Source organism: Nonomuraea sp. NPDC003560, from assembly GCF_042878785.1.
Taxonomy (GTDB): Bacteria; Actinomycetota; Actinomycetes; order Streptosporangiales; family Streptosporangiaceae; genus Nonomuraea.
Genome location: NZ_JBIAOF010000002.1, coordinates 662,544 through 679,318, shown reverse-complemented (window position 1 = coordinate 679,318; position 16,775 = coordinate 662,544). Strand labels below are relative to the sequence as shown.

Genomic DNA, 16,775 nt, shown 5'->3' with positions numbered 1-16,775 from the left:
ACTCCCTAACGTCTCACTCGGCCTCTGGACGTACCCCCCAGGCCAAGCCAGCTTAGGCCCCGTGCGGCGGGTCCGGGGCCACGCGCGGCCAAGGCTTCGCGCGCGCCGGGCTCGCGTTTGGCGAACGACAGCAGGATGCCCAGCGCGGCGAGCGTGGGGAGCAGGGACGACCCGCCGTAGGAGACCAGCGGCAGCGGGATGCCGGTGATGGGCAGGACGCCGAGCACGGCGCCCATGTTGACGGCCGCCTGCCCGACGATCCAGGCCACCATGGCGGCCGCCGCCAGGCGGACGAAGCCGTCGTTGACCCGGACCGCGACCCGCAGCCCCGCGTAGCCGAGCAGGCCGAACAGCGCCACCACCATCAGCGTGCCCATCAGCCCGAGCTCCTCGCCGAGGATGGCGAAGATGAAGTCGCTCTCGCCGTGGGGCAGCCAGCTCCACTTCTGGCGGCTGCTGCCCAGGCCGAGCCCGAACCAGCCGCCAGAGCCCATCGCGATCTGCCCCTGCACGGCCTGGTAACCGGCGCCCTGGGCGTCGGCCCACGGGTCGAGGAAGGCCCCGATGCGCTTCATCCGGTACGGCTCCACCTTGATCATGATGACCGCGGCCAGCACCGCCAGCGCCAGGATGCCGCCGAACAGCTTGATCGGCGCCCCCACCACCCACAGCAGCGCCAGGAAGATCATGAAGAGCACGAGGGTGGTGCCGAGGTCGCGGCCGAGCAGGACCATGACGACCAGGATCGCGGTGCCGGGCATGAGCGGGATCAGCATCTGCCGCCACTCGATCCGGCCCTGCCTGGCCCGTCTGGCCAGCAGGTCGGCCCCCCACAGCACGAGCGCCAGCTTGGCCGGCTCCGACGGCTGGAGGGTGAACGGGCCGAGGTAGATCCACCGCTGCGCGCCCAGCTCGGACTCGCCGATGAACAGCACCATGACCAGCGCCAGCACCGCCAGCGCCATGAGCGGGTAGCCCGCCCAGCGGAAGAACTTCGGCGGCAGGCGCGAGCAGGCGTACATCACGGGCACGCCGACGCCGGCCGACAACGACTGCTTGATGAACCACGAGAACGGGTTGCCGGTCTTCTGCTGGGCCTCGATCGCGGAGGCCGACAGCACCATCATGAGCCCGAGCGCGAGCAGCAGCGCGCTGCACATGATGATCAGGTAGTAGGTCGTCAGCGGCTTGTCGAGCAGTTCCTTCAGCACGGCGCGCTGCTCGCGGACCCAGCTCGCCGGGCCCTCCTGGGCCTTGGACCGGGCGGACTCGCCGGCGGCCGGGCGGGCGCCGGCGGTGCCGGTGCTACTGCTCACGCCGCCGCCTCAGCTCGTGGACGGCACGGGCGAAGGCCTCCCCTCGTGCCGGATAGCCGGGGAACATGTCGAGCGAGGCGCCCGCTGGGGAGAGCAGCACGGTGTCCCCGGGGGAGGCCAGCCGCGCGGCTTCGGTGACGACGGTGTCCATCACACCAGTGTCTTGGCCCGGGATGTCCACGACGGGGACATTCGGCGCGTGTCGCGCGAGTGCTTCGGCGATCGCCGCGCGGTCGGCGCCCAGCAGCACCGCGCCGCGCAGCCGGGGCGCGGCCCGCCGGACCAGGTCGTCGACGTCGGCGCCCTTGAGCTGACCGCCCGCCACCCACACGATCGACGGGTAGGCGCTCAGCGCGGCCGCGGCGGCGTGCGGGTTGGTGGCCTTGGAGTCGTCGACGTAGTCGACGTCGCCGACCCGGTCGACGTGGGACAGGCGGTGGGGGTCGGGCTTGAAGGCGCGCAGGCCCAGCCGTACGGCCTCGGACGGCACGCCGAGCGAGCGGGCCAGGGCGGCGGCGGCCAGGGCGTTGGCCACGTTGTGGGGGGCCAGGGGCCGGATGTCGGCGAACGTGGCCAGCTCTTCCGCCGCCTCGACCGGGTCCGCCACGAACGCCCGGTCGACCAGCAGGTCTTCGACGACGCCGATCTGGCCGCTGCGCGGCGCCCGCAGCGTGAAGCCGACGGCGCCCTGGTAGGGCTCGGCCAGGCGGGCGCACTCGGGGTCGTCGGCGTTGTAGATCACGGTGCCGGCGCGTTCGTAGATGCGGCCCTTGGCGGCGGCGTACTCGGCCATGGAGCCGTGCCAGTCGAGGTGGTCGGGGGCGATGTTCAGGATCGCCGCGGCGTGCGGGGCCAGGGTGCTGGACCAGTGGAGCTGGAAGCTGGACAGCTCGACGGCCAGGGCGTCGTACGGCTCGGCGACGGCGCGGACGACCGGGACGCCCACGTTCCCCACGGCCAGGGCGTCGAGCCCGGCGGCCTGGAGGATCGAGGTGAGCATGCGCACGGCCGTGGTCTTGCCGTTGGTGCCGGTCAGCGCGAGCCAGGGGGCGGCGTGCGGCGGGCGCAGCCGCCAGGCCAGCTCCACCTCGCCGACGACCTCGACGCCGGCCGCCAGCGCGGCGGCGACCAGCGGGTGGTGCGGGGCCCAGCCGGTGGTGACGAGCCTGGTCGTGCCCTCGGGCAGCACCATCTCGCCGAACCTGGTCTCGACCCCGGCGCGGGCCAGCTCGGCCGCGGCGGCCAGCTGCCGCTCACCCTCCACGGCCTCCACGACCACGACCCGCTCGCCGCGTCCGGCCAGCGCCCCGGCCACCGCGGTGCCGGAGACGCCGAGCCCGGCCACGCACGTCAACGTCATGGCTTGGGCATCCACTCGACGTAGAACAGCCCGAGCCCGAGCGCCGCGCAGAGCCCGGCGATCAGCCAGAACCGCACCACGATCGTGGTCTCGGCCCAGCCCTTCAGCTCGAAGTGGTGCTGCAGCGGCGCCATCCTGAACACCCGTTTCCCGGTCATCTTGAAGAACCCGACCTGGATGATGACGGACGCCGTGATGATCACGCACAGCCCGGCCAGGATGATCAGCAGGAGCTGCGTGCGGGTGGCGATGGCCAGGCCGGCCAGCACGCCGCCCAGGGCCAGCGAGCCGGTGTCGCCCATGAAGATCTTCGCCGGCGGGGCGTTCCACCACAGGAACCCGACCAGCGCCCCCAGCACGGCCGCGGCCACCACCGACAGGTCCAGCGGGTCGCGCACCCAGTAGCAGTTGGGCCCGAGCTGGTCGATGCAGTTGTTGCGGAGCTGCCAGTTGCCGATCAGCACGTACGCGCCGAGCACGACGCCGGTCGCGCCGCTGGCCAGGCCGTCGAGGCCGTCGGTGAGGTTCACGGCGTTGGAGAAGCCGACGATCATGAACAGCACCCAGATGGTGAAGCCGACGATGCCGATCGAGGGGCCGATGTCGCGCAGGAACGACAGCCGGGTCTCGGCGGGGGTGATGCCGTAGACGTTGGGCTGGCGGGTGATCAGCACGGCGAACACGGCGCCGACGACGAGCTGGCCGAGGGCCTTGGCGCCGCTGCGCAGGCCCAGGCTGCGCTGCTTGTAGATCTTGATGAAGTCGTCGAGGAAGCCGACCGCGCCGAGGCCGGTCATCAGGAACAGCACGAGCATGCCCGACACCGTCGGCGGCGACAGCGTGGCCAGGTGGGAGCCGCCGTAGGCCAGCAGCGCGGCCAGCACGAACACGATGCCGCCCATGGTGGGGGTGCCGCGCTTGCCCAGGTGGGCCTGCACTCCCTCCTCGCGGATCTCCTGGCCGTAGCCGCGCCGCGAGAACAGCCTGATCGCCAAGGGGGTCCCCAGCATCGACAGGACGAGGCCCACCGCGCCGGCGATGACGATGTTGATCACTGAGCGGCACCTCCGAGGAGGAGCTCCGCCGTGCGTTCCAGGCCCATCGCGCGGGGGCCCTTGACGAGCACCGCGTCGCCGGGGCGCAGCAGGCCGGCCAGTGCGGCCGCCGCTGCCTCGGCATCAGGGACATGTACGATCCGGGTCATCTGGGGAGCATATGGCCCTCCGCCACCTGGCGGTCCCGCGGCGGCCGAGGCCGCCTCGTTGGCGCCCTCCAGCACCGGGCCGGCGTCGGGACCGACGACGACCAGGCCCGTCAGGCCCGAACCGCCCGCCAGCCGCCCCAGTTCGGCGTTGAGCGCCGCGCTCTCCTCGCCCAGCTCGCGCAGCGCCGCGATGACCGCGAACCGCCGCCGCTCCTGGCCCATCACGCCGAACATGTCGAACGCGGCCCGCATCGAGTCGGGGTTGGCGTTGTAGGCGTCGTTGACCACCGTGACGCCGTCGGGCCGGTCGGTGACCTCCATGCGCCAGCGGCTGCGCGGCGTGGCCTCCGACAGCTCCTCGGCGATCGTGGCGACCGGCAGGCCGAGCTCGTAGGCCGCGGCGGCGGCGGCCAGGGCGTTCTCCACGGCGTGGGCGCCGTAGAGCTGGAGCGTGACCGGCGCGGCCCCGGACGGCGTGCGCAACGTGAACGAGGCCCGCCCGCGCCCGTCGACCGTCTCCTGCTCGGCCCTGATGGCCGCGCCCTCGCCGCGCCCGAAGTACGTGACGCGCGCGTCGGTGCGCGAGGCCATCTGCGACACCAGCGGGTCGTCGGCGTTGAGCACCGCAACCCCGGTGCGCGGCAGCGCCTCCACCAGCTCGCCCTTGGCCTTGGCGATGGCCTCCTTGCCGCCGAACACGCCGAGGTGCGCGGTGCCGACGTTGAGCACCACGCCGATCGTCGGCGGCGCGATGCGGGTGAGGTCCGCGATGTGGCCGATGTTGCGGGCGGCCAGTTCGAGCACCATGAACCGGGTGTCGACGTCGGCGCGCAGCACGGTCAGCGGGTGGCCGAGCTCGTTGTTGAAGCTGCCGACGGGCGCGATGGTCGGGCCCATCCGGCCGGCCAGCCTGGCCAGCAGGTCTTTGGTGCTGGTCTTGCCCGCCGAGCCGGTCACGCCGATCACGGTGGCCTGCGGCAGCGCGGCGGCCTGCGCGGCGGCCAGCGCGGCCAGCGCGACCGCGGCGTCGGGGACGATCACCGCCGGCGCGTCGACCGGCCTGGAGGCCAGGACGGCGACCGCTCCGGCCCGGATCGCCTGCGCGGCGTAGTCGTGGCCGTCGACCCGCTCGCCGGCGAGGGCGACGAACAGCGATCCCGGCTCCACCGCGCGTGAGTCGATCACTACGGGCCCGCGCACCACGGCGCGGGGGTCTGCCATGCCCGACAGGGCGCCCGAGGTTATCTCGGCGATCCTGGCCAGCGGCAACGGGATCATCGGTGCTTCCTGCTTTCGTTGCGTGCGTCGATCGCTTCGGCGACCACTTCGCGGTCGTCGAACGGGATCACTTCGCCGGAGACGTACTGGCCCTGCTCGTGACCCTTGCCCGCGACGACGATCACGTCGCCGCGGCCGGCCCGGCCGACGGCCAGGTCGATCGCGGCCGCGCGGTCGGGCTCAATGATCACATGGGCGCGGTCGCGGGGCGGAACGCCGAGCGCTCCCTCCATCATCGCGGCCAGGATGGCGAGCGGATCCTCCGAGCGCGGGTTGTCGTTGGTGAAAATCGCCACATCGGCCAGCCGGGCGGCGATCTCGCCCATGATCGGGCGTTTGCCGGTGTCGCGGTCGCCGCCGCAGCCCAGCACGATCGTCAGCGTGCCCGCGGTCACCTCACGCAGCGAGCGCAGCACCGACTCCACGGCGCCCGGCTTGTGGGAGTAGTCCACGAGCGCCTGGAACTCCTCCTCGGCGGAGGTGATGCGCTGCATGCGCCCGGGCACCCCGGTGAGGCTGCCCACGCCGTGCACGGCGGTCTGGAGCGGCACCCCCGACTCCACCAGGCAGACGATCGCGCCGAGCGCGTTGGCGACGTTGAAGGGGCCGGGCAGCGAGATCTGCGCGTCGGCCTCGACCCCGCCGGGACCGGCCACCCGGAACGCGCTGCCGTCGGCGCCGAGCCGGACCTCCAGCGCCCGCCACTCCGCCTCCGGGTCGCCGAGCGCCGAGAACGTGGTCATCGGCACCTTGGCCCGGTGCAGCAGCTCCCGGCCGTGCGGGTCGTCGATGTTGGTCACGCCGACGCGGCTCAGCTCGGGCTGGAACAGCCTGGCCTTGGTGGCGAAGTAGTCCTCGAAGTCCTTGTGGAAGTCGAGGTGGTCCTGGGAGAGGTTGGTGAACAGGGCGACGTCGTAGAAGATGCCGTCGACCCGGCCGAGCGCCAGCGCGTGGCTGGAGACCTCCATGGTGGCCGCGGTGACCCCCTGCTCGCGCATCAGCGCGAACAGGGCGTGCAGCTGCGGGGCCTCCGGCGTGGTCAGCGTGGGCTCGAAGCGGAGGTCTCCGGCGGCGATCTCGACGCCGCCGACCAGGCCCGTCGTGTGGCCGGCCGCCCGCAGGCCGGCCTCCACCATGAAGGTGGTGGTGGACTTGCCGCTCGTGCCGGTCACCCCGATGACCTGGACGTCGTGGGCCGGCTGGCCGTAGACCCAGGAGGAGACCTGCCCGAGCAGCGCGCGCGGATCGGGCACGATCAGCACCGGCAGGCCGGTGGCCACGGCGGCCTCCCGCCCGGCCGGGTCGGTGAGGACGGCCACGGCTCCGCGCGCCATCGCCTCGGCGGCGAAGGTCGCGCCGTGCACGCGGTTGCCCGGCAGGGCCACGTAGAGATCGCCGCGCTGCACGGCGCGGGAATCGATGGTGACGCCGGTCAGGGCGGCATGGGGCGACCTCGACGTGCCGGAATCGGCGTCGAGCATGGTCGCGAGCCCGGTCAGCGGACGGGGCGGGCTGGTCTTGGGACGCATAGACGACGGGGGACGCACGGCGAGAGCGTACCTTCCCTGCTCACTGTCCCGCGCGCGTACGCACCGGCGGCGCGTCCGAGCCTGTGGGAGGAATCTTCCTGCTCTTGATGGCGAACGTCATCACATCCTTGAAGACGGGGGCCGCGAGCTGGCCGCCGAAATGGCCGTTCTTGGGGTTCTGGAGCACCGAGAGCACCACCAGCCGGGGCGCGTCCGCGGGCGCGAACCCGGCGAAGGAGGCCGTGTAGCCGTCGTAGCGGCCCAGCTCGGCGTCGTAGCGGTCGGCGGTGCCGGTCTTGCCCGCCACCCGGTAGCCGGGGATGGCGGCCAGCGCGCCGGTGCCCTCGGCGCTCACCGCGGTCTCCAGCATCGTCGTGATCTCCTTGGCCGTCGTCTCGCTCACCACTCTGGTCTGCCTGCCCGCGGGAGCCGGGACGAACCTGCCGGACGCGTCGGTGGTGCCCGCCACGATCTGCGGATCGACGCGGACGCCGCCGTTGGCGATGGTCTGGTAGACGCTGGCGGTCTGCAGGGCGGTCACCGACACGCCCTGGCCGTAGGCGACCGTGCAGCTCTGGCTGCCCGACCAGTTCTTGTAGTTGGGCAGCAGGCCCGCCTCGGCGTTGGGCACGCCGCCCGCCGGGGTGCTGCCGAACCCGAACGCCCTGAGCATCGCGTACAGGCGCTCGCTGCCGACCTTGCGGGCGGCCATGATCGTGGCGACGTTGCTGGACTGGGCCATGGCCTGCCGGAAGGTCATCGCCTCGGGCTTGTGGGCGTGGGCGTCGCGCAGCACCCGGTCGGCGCACCTGATGTTGTCGGGCACCTGGAACACCGTGTCGGGGGTGACCTCCTTGGCCTCCAGCGCGGCGGCGGCGGTGATCACCTTGTTGGTGCTGCCGGGCTCGAACACGTCCGCGGCGGCCTTGTTGACGTAGGAGGACGCGGGGGCCCTGCGCCAGTTGCCCAGGTCGAGCTCGGGCGCGTTGGCCATGGCGATGATCTGGGCGGTCCGCACGTCCATGACGATGACCGCGCCGCTGCTCGCGCCCGACTCGCGCACCTGCTCGGCGACCGCCTTCTGGGCGGCCCACTGGATGTCGCGGTCGATGGTGAGCCGCACGTCCTGGCCGTTGACGGGCGCGGTGCGCTCGCTGCTGGTCATGGGGATGCGCAGGCCGTCGCGGCCGGTCTCGACGCGCTGCTTGCCGTCGCGGCCGGCCAGGATTGTGTTCTTGGCCTGTTCCATGCCGCCCAGGCCGTTGCCCTCGTCGCCGACGAAGCCGATGAGGCTGCCGGCCAGGTCGCCGGCCGGGTAGTCGCGGCGGTAGGTCTTCTTCGTGCTGAGGGCGGGCACGCGGGCCTGGAGCAGGCGGGTGGCCACGACCGGGTCGACGTCCCGGGCCAGGAGCTGGTAGCGGCTGCCGGTCCTGGACAGCTTGGCGGTCATCTCCTCCACGGTCTTGCCCAGTTGCCTGGCCAGGATCGCGGCGACGTTGGCGCGGACGTCCGCGGGGACCTTGGAGGGGTCGATGGACACCTCGCGGGCCTCCGACGTACGGGCCAGCGCGTTGCCGTTGACGTCGGTGATCGTGCCGCGCTTGGCGGGGATCTCCTCGACGTGCTGGCGCTGGCCGACGGCGGCGGCCTCGTAGACCTTGGAGTCGAGGCCCTGCATCTGGATCAGCCGGCCGGCGAAGATCGACAGGATGAACGTCATGCCGATCAGGCCGATGTTGATGCGCCGGCGCGGGCTGCCCAGGCGCAGCACCAGCGGGGGCCGCGGCGGGCGCGGCGGGGTGGGCGGGCGGCGCGGGCCCCTGGGCGGCGGCACGTCCGCGCCGCGGCGCAGCATGCCGCGCTCACGGCCGCGCGCCTGGTCCAGCCCGGAGGCGCGCCCCTGGCCGGACGCCGGACCGCGCGCCTGACCGGCCCCGGGACCGCGGGTCTGACCTGGCCTGCCGCCGCGCCCCTGCTCGGGCCGGGAGCTCCGGCTCTGGCCCGGCCCCGAACCGGGCCGCGCAGGCTCGGACCGCGAGCCACGTCCTTGGTCGGATCGCGAGCCGCGCGCAGGGTCGGACCGCGAGCCACGTCCTTGGTCGGATCGCGAGCCGCGCGCCGGGTCGGGCCGGGAGCCGCGCCCCTGGTCGGATCTTGAGCCGCGGGCCTGGTCGGGGCCGGGGCCGTCGCCGCGACGGCGCGACCCCTCCTGCGGCGCCCTGTCCCTGGCGCCGTCGTCGCGCCCCTGGGACGCGCGCCCGCGCGCCCGGTCGCTCTCGTCCCGCCCCTGGGCACGGCCCCGCGGACGGTCGCCCTCGTCGCGTCCCTGGGCGGCACGGCCACGCGGACGGTCGTCGCCGTCGCGGCTCTGCGGGGCGCGCCCGCGCGGACGGTCGTCGTCGTCGCGTCCCTGGGAGGCGGCGCGGTTGCGGGGATCGTCGCGGGAGTCGTCGCGCGGACGGCGGCGCGGGCCGTCGCCCGGGTCGCGGCGCGAGCGGGTGCCCTCGTCGTCGTCGCGGGGCCGGGCGCGGTCGCCGTCGTCGCGGCGCTGCCGGCCGCGGGAACCGCCCGCGGAGTCGCGGCGGGCGCTGCCGCGCGCGTCGTCGTCGGGGTCGTGGGGCCGGCGGCCCCTCAGGTCGTCGTCGAACGGCAGGTCGAACGGGTCGGGGGGACGCTTGCGCGGCGAGTCGTCCGGCGCCCCCGGGCGGCCCGCCCCGTCGGAACGGGCAGAGCCCCCTCGCCCTGCCCGCCCCGGACCGCCCGGCGTACGACGAGCGGCGCCGGGCCCTCCAGGAGAGCCGGCGCCGCCAGCGCCGCGGCCGGGACCCTGTCCCCTGCCGCCTGAATCCCTCACCGCTCCGGGACCGCCGGGACAGTCGGCTCGCCCTTGTCCCAGGGCCGCAGGTTCTTGTCCAGGTGGTAGCCCTGCGCCTCGGCGCGGTCGGCGATGTTCTGGGGCTGCATCTTGCGCTCGTACTCCAGCCGGAGCGCTTCCTTCTCCTGCTGGGCCACCGCGATCTCCTCGCGCAGCTTGGCGTCGGTGATGGCGTCGCGGTTGAGCATGATGTTGAGCAGCAGCAGGCTCACCAGCCCGCCGCACATCAACCCGACGACGAGCAGCACGAACGGCGCCCGCTGCCGCTTGGTCGAGGGCCGCCGCGCGGCGGGACGGCGCGCGGGCGCGGCGCTCTCGCCGGGACGCGCGGCCGCCGGCCGCCGGCCGCCGGTGTCAGGACGGGGCCGCGGCTTGGTCTGGTGCGAAGCGCCCGGCCTGCGCGTGCCCGGCTTGGGCATGGCGCGGCGGACGGGCGCGACCCGGCCGGTCTCCTGCTCAATCGTCAACGCGGATCCTCTCTGCCGCCCGTAGCCGGGCCGAGGCCGCCCGCGGGTTGCGGGCGAGCTCTTCATCGCTGGGGAGCTCGGCTCCCCTCGTCAGCAGGCGGAACCTCGGCTGGTGTGCCGGTAGCGGGACGGGCAGCCCTGGCGGGCTGGTGTCCTTGGTTCGCGCCGTGAGGGCCTGCTTGGTGAGCCGGTCCTCAAGGGAGTGGTAGGAGAGCACGACGACCCGCCCACCCAGCGCCAGCGCGTCAAGCGCCGCGGGCAGCGCCGCCTCCAGGGCGGACAGCTCCGCGTTGACCTCGATGCGCAGCGCCTGGAAAGTCCTCTTGGCGGGGTTGCCGCCGGTGCGCCTGGTCGCCGCGGGGATCGCGTCGCGCACGATGTCGGCGAGTCTCTTGGTGGAGGTGATGGGCTCCTTGGCGCGTTCCTTGACGATAAGCCCCGCGACCCTCGGCGCGAAACGTTCCTCGCCGTAGTCGCGCAGGATTCGTGCCAGGTCGGCGGCCGGATAGGTGTTGACCACCCGCTCGGCCGTCAGCTCCTGCTCGGTGTCCATGCGCATGTCGAGCGGGGCGTCGTAGGAGTAGGCGAAGCCGCGTTCGGCCTCGTCGAGCTGCGGCGAGGAGACGCCGAGGTCGAACAGCACGCCGTGGACCGTGGGATGCCCGGCCTCGGCGACGATCTGGGCCAGGTCGCCCGAGGAGGCGTGGACCAGGGTGGTGCGGCCGGCGTAGGGGGCGAGCCTGCGGGTGGAGAAGTCGATCGCGAACGGGTCGCGGTCGATCCCGATCAGGTGCAGGGACGGGAAGGCGGCGAGCAGGGCCTCGGAGTGGCCGCCGAGCCCGAGATTGGCGTCGACGACGACCGGCTCCGGCCCCGACAGCGCCGGGCCCAGCAGCTCCAGTACGCGGTCGAGCATCACCGGAACGTGACCGCCCGTGCCTGCGTTGTCGTCCATCTCCAACCCCCCCTCTCGCGTCCTGCTCGCGGATGACGCGTATCGGTCAATCGTCAGTCATTCCTGGGTCCCCACCCGGCGCCGTCCGGCCAGGTCCCCATCCGCACCCTCTTCGTGGACGCCCGCCCTCTGACACCGGGGAAGGTGCATCAGTTGGCAGGCAGTGGTTGCGGGTGGAGACCTCGCCGAACGACATCACCGACGGATCGACCGTGGTCACTACAAGATCCCTGGCAGCACCTCCTCCGACAGATCGGCGAACGCCTGCTCCTGCGCGTTGAGATAGGTGTCCCAAGCCTGCGAGTCCCAGATCTCCAACCGGGTGTTGGCCCCGATGACGACGCAGTCACGCTCCAGGCCGGCGTATTGACGCAGGCTCTGCGGGATCGTGACGCGTCCCTGCTTGTCTGGTTTCTCGTCGGACGCGCTTGCGAAGAAGACGCGGCTGTAGTCACGCACCGCCTTGGCGGTGACCGGGGCGGTGCTGAGAGCCTCGGTTATGCGCTGGAACTCCTCTACTGGAAAGACGTAGAGGCATCGCTCCTGGCCTTTGGTGATCACAAGACCCTCCGCCAGCTCCTCACGGTACTTAGCCGGCAGGAACAGCCGTCCCTTGTCGTCAAGACGCGGTTGATGGGTGCCGAGGAACATCGGCGCCACCTCCCGTGCCTCAGCGAAGCGCTCAGCGCTGGTGCACCGGGCCCTCCACTGCGCACCACCATACTCCACTTCTCCCCACCGTCAACTGATTCGAACCGTCTTCATCATCAGTTTCCGTTGCGTTACCGCAGGTCAGAGCGGTGGAGCGGGGGTGGGGGGCGCCGGGGGCGGGCCAACCCTCATGGGCGTGTCGAGGGTTGGAAAGACCGGCGGTATAGGGGCTTCCGGCGGGCGCCAAGGCGGCGGTGGAGGAAAGTGGGGCCGCCGAGGGGGTCAGTGTCACGGGATTCGCACTGCTATGCGACAAGAACAGGAACATCAGCGGGGTTCCCTGGAATATCCACAAATGTCGCTCAAGAACCCGCAGCGTCGTAGGGTCGTACAGACAATGGAAAAGGAATGGCATGGCTCCCGTAATGGCACCGTGCGGGACAGCCGTCGCACTATGGAGGCCTGGTGGCACTAACCCATGACGTCCCTCCCCAGCTTGACGAGCTGGTCTCCACCGCCCACCGAATTCGGCAGGCCATCGAGTCGGTGATCGAGGGAAAGAGCGACGCCGTCCGTCTCACGCTGACCGTCCTGCTCGCCGAGGGCCACCTTTTGATCGAGGACGTGCCGGGGGTCGGCAAGACGATGCTCGCCAAGGCTCTGGCGCGGTCCATCGACTGCCCGGTGCGCCGCGTGCAGTTCACGCCCGACCTGTTGCCCAGTGACATCACCGGGGTCAGCGCCTACAACCAGCAGACGCGTGAGTTCGAGTTCAAGCCCGGGCCGGTGTTCGCCAACATCGTCGTGGGCGACGAGATCAACCGCGCCTCCCCCAAGACGCAGTCGGCGTTGCTGGAGTGCATGGAGGAGCACCAGGTCACCGTGGACGGCGTGACGTACCCCCTGGACGCCCCCTTCATGGTGATCGCCACCCAGAACCCCATCGAGATGGAGGGCACCTATCCCCTCCCCGAGGCCCAGCGCGACCGGTTCACCGCCCGGGTCGCCATGGGCTACCCGGAGCCGACCGCCGAGCTGGAGATGCTCGACGTGCACGGCAGCACCTCGCCGCTGGACAAGCTGGAGCCGGTCGCCACGACCGCCGAGGTGCGCGCCCTGATCGAGGCCGTGCGCGGCGTGTACGTCTCGCAGCCGGTCAAGAAGTACGCCATCGACCTCGTCGTGGCCACCCGCCACTCCCCCGACCTGCGGCTGGGCGCCTCCCCCCGGTCCACGCTGCAGCTCGTCCGCGCGGCCAGGGCGCACGCGGCGCTGGCCGGACGCGACTACGTCATCCCCGACGACCTGCAGGACCTGGCCGTGCCCGTGCTGGCGCACCGGCTGCTGCCCAGCGTCGAGGCCCAGGGCCAGCGCCGTCTGCCCGAGCAGGTGGTGACCGACCTCGTCAGGCGTGTGCCGGTGCCGGAGACGCGAGCGTCGTGAGGGCCGGACTGCGGGCGCTGACCTCCCGCGGCAGGTCGTTCCTGGCCTCGGGGATCGCGGCGCTGCTGATGGCGCTGATCCTGGGCGAGAACGACCTGTTCAGGATCGGCGTGCTGGTCACGGCGCTGCCGCTGCTGGCCGCGCTGGTGGTGGCACGTACCAGGTACCGGCTGAGCTGCGCGCGGAGGCTGGACCCGCCCAGGGCGGAGGTGGGCGGGGAGGCCACGGTGACGCTGCGCCTGGAGAACGTGACCAGGCTGCCGACCGGGCTGCTGCTGATCGAGGACACCGTGCCGTACGCGCTGGGCGTGCGGCCGCGGTTCGTGCTCGACCGGGTCGAGTCCAAGGGCGTGCGGGAGATCGACTACCGGGTCCGGTCCGACCTGCGCGGCAGGTACACGATCGGGCCGCTGTCGGTGCGCATCGCCGACCCGTTCGGGCTGGTGGAGCTGACGCGGGCGTTCACGATCAGCGACACGCTCGTGGTGACGCCGCAGGTGGTGGCGTTGCCGCACGTACGGCTGTCGGGCGAGTGGACGGGCGGCGGCGACAGCCGCACCAGGAGCGTGGCCGCGGCCGGCGACGACGACGTGGCGCCGCGCGAGTACCGGCAGGGCGACGACCTGCGCCGGGTGCACTGGCGCTCGACCGCCCGGCACGGCGAGCTGATGGTGCGCCGCGAGGAGCAGCAGTGGCAGAGCCGCGGCGCGCTCCTGCTGGACACCCGCAGGCACGCCCACCGCGGCGAGGGCCCGCGCTCCTCCTTCGAGGTGGCGGTCTCGGCCGCGGCCTCGATCGGCGTGCATCTCGCCCACGAGGGCCTGGGCCTGCGGCTGGTGACCGACCAGGGCGCCGAGCACCTGACCGACCAGGGTCTCAGCTACTCGCTGCTGGACACGCTCGCCGTGGTGCGGCACAGCTCGGCCCGCTCGCTGGAGATGGGCGTCTCGGCCCTGCGCCAGGGCGGCGGCGACGGCCTGATCGTGGCCGTGCTCGGCGCGCTCGACCCCGAGGAGGCCAGGGAGCTGGCCAGGCTGCGGCACAGCGGCGTCACCGGTGTCGCGGTCCTGCTCGACGCCGGCACCTGGGAGGGCGCCGGCCGGGGCTCGCACGAGAACTTCGACGCCGTTCAGGGCGTCCTGGCCGGTTACGGCTGGCGGATCGTCCGCCTGCCCGCCGGCACCTCCATCGCCTCGGTCTGGCCGGACGCCGCCAACCGCGGCAGGTACGCGCTCAACCCCACGGGAGGTGCGGCATGAGGCTGACGGCCGCCTCGGGTGTGGCCGCGTTCGCCGCGGCGATCCTGCTCTATCCGCTCTTCCAGGGCGGCGCCTGGTTCTGGACGTCGCTCGGCGCGGTGCTGGCCGTGATGGCCGCCGGGCTGATCGGCTCCCGCCTGTCGCTGCCCGCCTGGGCCGCGCCGCCGGCCGGGCTGGCCGCGTTATGGATCTTCCTGACCGTGGTCTTCGCCTCCGGCAAGGCGTGGGCGCTGGTGATCCCGACCAAGGAGTCGGTGTGGGAGCTGGGCCGGCTGCTCGGGGTCGGCTGGGCCGACATCCAGCGCTACGCCGCGCCCGTGCCCTCCACGGACGGCATCACGCTGCTGACCGCGGGCGGCGTGGGCGTCATCGCGATCGCCGTGGACCTGCTCGCCGCGCGGCTGCGGCGGGCGGCGCTGGCCGGGCTGCCGCTGCTGGCGCTGGCCACGGTCCCGGCGACGATCCTGGCCGAGCCGATCAGCTGGCCCGCCTTCATCATCGCCGCGCTCGGCTTCGTCAGCCTGCTGATCGCCGACGGGCGCGAGCGGGTGGGCCACTGGGGACGGGCGGTGCTCGTCCGCCGGACCAGGGCGGCGACCGGGCCGCGTCCGGACACCGGCGGGGCCAGGGCCGACACCAGCGGACTGCGGCTGTCGGGCAAGCGCATCGGGTTCGCCGCCATCGCGCTGGCCGTGCTGCTGCCCGCCGCGCTGCCGGTGATGGAGCCGGTCTCCTTCTTCCAGTTCGGCGTGGGCGGCCGGGGCGGCGGCAAGGGCAACTCGATCAGCATCGCGAGCCCGATCGCGAGCCTGCGGGGGCAGCTCGAACTGCCCGAGCGGCGCGTGGTGCTCACCTACAACAACAACGACGACAAGCCCAGGTACCTGCGGATCTACGCGCTGGACACCTTCGACGGCCAGCAGTTCGGCATGACCGAGCCGAAGGGCTCGCCGGACAACAGGACGGAGAACGGCCCGCTGCCGCCGCCTCCGGGGCTGAGCGCGAGCACGAAGGTCAGCAACGTCGTCACCAGGATCCGGATGAGCGACGAGATCGAGCGGCTGCAGTTCCTGCCGCTGCCGTACCCGCCGCGGCAGATCCGGGTGGACGGCGACTGGCGCGCCGACGTGGGCACGCTGATGGTCTTCTCCATCCCCGACGAGGCGGCCGGCCTGGAGTACGAGGTCGCCACCAGCGAGCCGGCCGCCACGCCGGAGCTGCTGGAGTCGCTGGAGGGCGTGCAGCCGAGCGTGGACCGGCGTTACCTGAAGCTGCCGGACAACCTGCCGCCGGAGATCGTCCGGCTGGCGCGTTCGCTGACAGCGCAGACCAACTCCAACTACGAGGCGGCGGTGAAGCTCCAGCAGTTCTTCACCAAGGACGGCGACTTCCGCTACGACCTGCGGACGCAGGGCCATGGCAACTCAGCGCTGCGGGACTTCCTGCTGCGCGACCGCACGGGCTACTGCGAGCAGTTCGCGGCCTCGATGGCGGTGCTGGCCAGGATCGTCGGCATCCCGTCGCGGGTGGCGATCGGCTACACCGGCGGCACGAAGGCCGGCGACAACTGGACGGTCACGACCGGCGACTCGCACTCCTGGCCCGAGCTGTACTTCGAGGGCGTGGGCTGGCTGCCGTTCGAGCCGACGCCGTCCGGGTCGCTGGGGCAGGGCAGCGCGCGGGTGCCGGACTACACGGTCCCGCCGGCGCCTTCGACGACGCCGTCCACCTCGCCGAGCAGCGGCGCGACCGAGTCCGGCGCCGACGACCCGATCAACCCCTCCACCCGGCGCAACCCGCGCGAGCTCGACCGTGAGGGCCTGATCGCCACGGGCGGCCTGCCGCCGGACGACTCGATGCCGCTGATCGGCAAGATCGGCATCGGCGCGGGCGCGTTGCTGCTGCTCCTGCTGGTCCCGGCGGCGCTGCGGCTGCTCACCAGGAACCGGCGGGTGCGCGCGCTGGGCTGGAAGGTCTCGCAACCGGCCGACGACCTGACGGCCAGGATCGCGACCGCCCACCACCCGTCGATCGCGGCCGTCTGGGCCGAGCTGGACGACGTGCTGTGCGACTACGGCATGACCCGCGGCACCAGCGAGACCCCGAGGGCGCTGGCCCGGCGGCTGAGCCGGCAGTACGAGTTCGACGCCGAGTCGGCGGCCGCCATGACGGCCATCGCGACGACGGTCGAGCGGGTGCTGTTCGCCAGGGACCCGGGCACGATCGGGCCCATGAGAAAGGACCTGCGCAAGGTGCGGCAGGCCCTGGCGGCGACGGTGTCGCGGGGACGGCGGATGCGGGCGGTGCTGCTGCCGCCCTCGACGCTGCGGCGGCTGCGGGCGCTGGGCGAGCGCCTGCTGGACGGCTTCGACCTGCTGGAGAACATCAGGCTGCGGCGGACGGCGGCCCACAAGGGCGCCTGAGCCGCCTGCCCAGGA

At 72.9% G+C, this 16,775-nt stretch carries 12 protein-coding genes; 3 read left to right on the top strand and 9 right to left on the bottom strand.

The genetic code is table 11. The features are described 5' to 3' along the window. Positions 1 to 5: 5 nt before the first annotated feature. The 9 genes from ftsW to mraZ form a co-directional block, all read right to left on the bottom strand. On the bottom strand, positions 6 to 1,316 hold the full coding sequence (ftsW, locus tag ACFYUV_RS08510) for a putative lipid II flippase FtsW (RefSeq protein WP_387666413.1): 1,311 nt from the start codon (positions 1,314 to 1,316) through the stop codon (positions 6 to 8). After that, complete coding sequence (gene murD / locus ACFYUV_RS08505; protein WP_387666409.1) at positions 1,306 to 2,676, bottom strand: UDP-N-acetylmuramoyl-L-alanine--D-glutamate ligase; 1,371 nt, start codon at positions 2,674 to 2,676, stop codon at positions 1,306 to 1,308. The genes ftsW and murD overlap by 11 nt, the downstream gene beginning before the upstream one ends. Continuing rightward, a complete protein-coding gene (gene mraY, locus ACFYUV_RS08500) occupies positions 2,673 to 3,731 on the bottom strand; it encodes a phospho-N-acetylmuramoyl-pentapeptide-transferase (RefSeq protein ID WP_352325068.1) in 1,059 nt (352 codons plus the stop codon). Before mraY ends, murD begins: the two co-directional genes overlap by 4 nt. Further along, the gene (gene murF, locus ACFYUV_RS08495; protein ID WP_387666406.1) at positions 3,728 to 5,158 is read right to left on the bottom strand and encodes a UDP-N-acetylmuramoyl-tripeptide--D-alanyl-D-alanine ligase; all 1,431 of its coding nucleotides are present in this window, start codon (positions 5,156 to 5,158) and stop codon (positions 3,728 to 3,730) included. Before murF ends, mraY begins: the two co-directional genes overlap by 4 nt. Then, entirely contained in the window at positions 5,155 to 6,687 is a 1,533-nt protein-coding gene (locus tag ACFYUV_RS08490; protein WP_387667465.1) for a UDP-N-acetylmuramoyl-L-alanyl-D-glutamate--2,6-diaminopimelate ligase, read from the bottom strand. Before ACFYUV_RS08490 ends, murF begins: the two co-directional genes overlap by 4 nt. A gap of 40 nt (positions 6,688 to 6,727) precedes the next feature. Next, positions 6,728 to 9,541: a penicillin-binding transpeptidase domain-containing protein gene (locus ACFYUV_RS08485; protein ID WP_387666403.1), complete on the bottom strand. Its 2,814-nt coding sequence runs from the start codon at positions 9,539 to 9,541 to the stop codon at positions 6,728 to 6,730. Beyond that, entirely contained in the window at positions 9,538 to 10,029 is a 492-nt protein-coding gene (locus ACFYUV_RS08480; protein WP_387666400.1) for a hypothetical protein, read from the bottom strand. The genes ACFYUV_RS08485 and ACFYUV_RS08480 overlap by 4 nt, the downstream gene beginning before the upstream one ends. Next, positions 10,019 to 10,984 carry a 16S rRNA (cytosine(1402)-N(4))-methyltransferase RsmH gene (gene rsmH, locus ACFYUV_RS08475; protein ID WP_387666398.1) on the bottom strand — a complete coding sequence of 322 codons (966 nt, stop codon included), beginning with the start codon at positions 10,982 to 10,984 and terminating at the stop codon, positions 10,019 to 10,021. Before rsmH ends, ACFYUV_RS08480 begins: the two co-directional genes overlap by 11 nt. 219 nt (positions 10,985 to 11,203) lie before the next feature. Then, positions 11,204 to 11,635 (bottom strand): division/cell wall cluster transcriptional repressor MraZ, encoded by a 432-nt coding sequence (gene mraZ, locus ACFYUV_RS08470; protein ID WP_352326976.1) that lies wholly within the window; start codon positions 11,633 to 11,635, stop codon positions 11,204 to 11,206. A gap of 465 nt (positions 11,636 to 12,100) precedes the next feature. Between mraZ and ACFYUV_RS08465 the strand changes: the two genes are divergently transcribed. The 3 genes from ACFYUV_RS08465 to ACFYUV_RS08455 are packed head-to-tail and all read left to right on the top strand — an operon-like array spanning position 12,101 to position 16,760. Next, positions 12,101 to 13,078 carry a MoxR family ATPase gene (locus ACFYUV_RS08465; protein ID WP_352326975.1) on the top strand — a complete coding sequence of 326 codons (978 nt, stop codon included), beginning with the start codon at positions 12,101 to 12,103 and terminating at the stop codon, positions 13,076 to 13,078. Then, positions 13,075 to 14,337: a DUF58 domain-containing protein gene (locus ACFYUV_RS08460; protein ID WP_358293949.1), complete on the top strand. Its 1,263-nt coding sequence runs from the start codon at positions 13,075 to 13,077 to the stop codon at positions 14,335 to 14,337. Before ACFYUV_RS08465 ends, ACFYUV_RS08460 begins: the two co-directional genes overlap by 4 nt. Next, positions 14,334 to 16,760, top strand: coding sequence for a transglutaminaseTgpA domain-containing protein (locus tag ACFYUV_RS08455; protein ID WP_387666394.1), 2,427 nt, complete (start codon positions 14,334 to 14,336; stop codon positions 16,758 to 16,760). The genes ACFYUV_RS08460 and ACFYUV_RS08455 overlap by 4 nt, the downstream gene beginning before the upstream one ends. The last annotated feature ends 15 nt before the right edge of the window (positions 16,761 to 16,775 follow it).

Coding starts and splice junctions, on each gene's coding strand:
- murD (WP_387666409.1), bottom strand. CDS start 2,676: ATGACGTTGACGTGCGTGGCCGGGCTCGGCGTCTCCGGCACCGCGGTG.
- murF (WP_387666406.1), bottom strand. CDS start 5,158: ATGATCCCGTTGCCGCTGGCCAGGATCGCCGAGATAACCTCGGGCGCC.
- ACFYUV_RS08490 (WP_387667465.1), bottom strand. CDS start 6,687: ATGCGTCCCAAGACCAGCCCGCCCCGTCCGCTGACCGGGCTCGCGACC.
- rsmH (WP_387666398.1), bottom strand. CDS start 10,984: ATGGACGACAACGCAGGCACGGGCGGTCACGTTCCGGTGATGCTCGAC.
- mraZ (WP_352326976.1), bottom strand. CDS start 11,635: ATGTTCCTCGGCACCCATCAACCGCGTCTTGACGACAAGGGACGGCTG.
- ACFYUV_RS08455 (WP_387666394.1), top strand. CDS start 14,334: ATGAGGCTGACGGCCGCCTCGGGTGTGGCCGCGTTCGCCGCGGCGATC.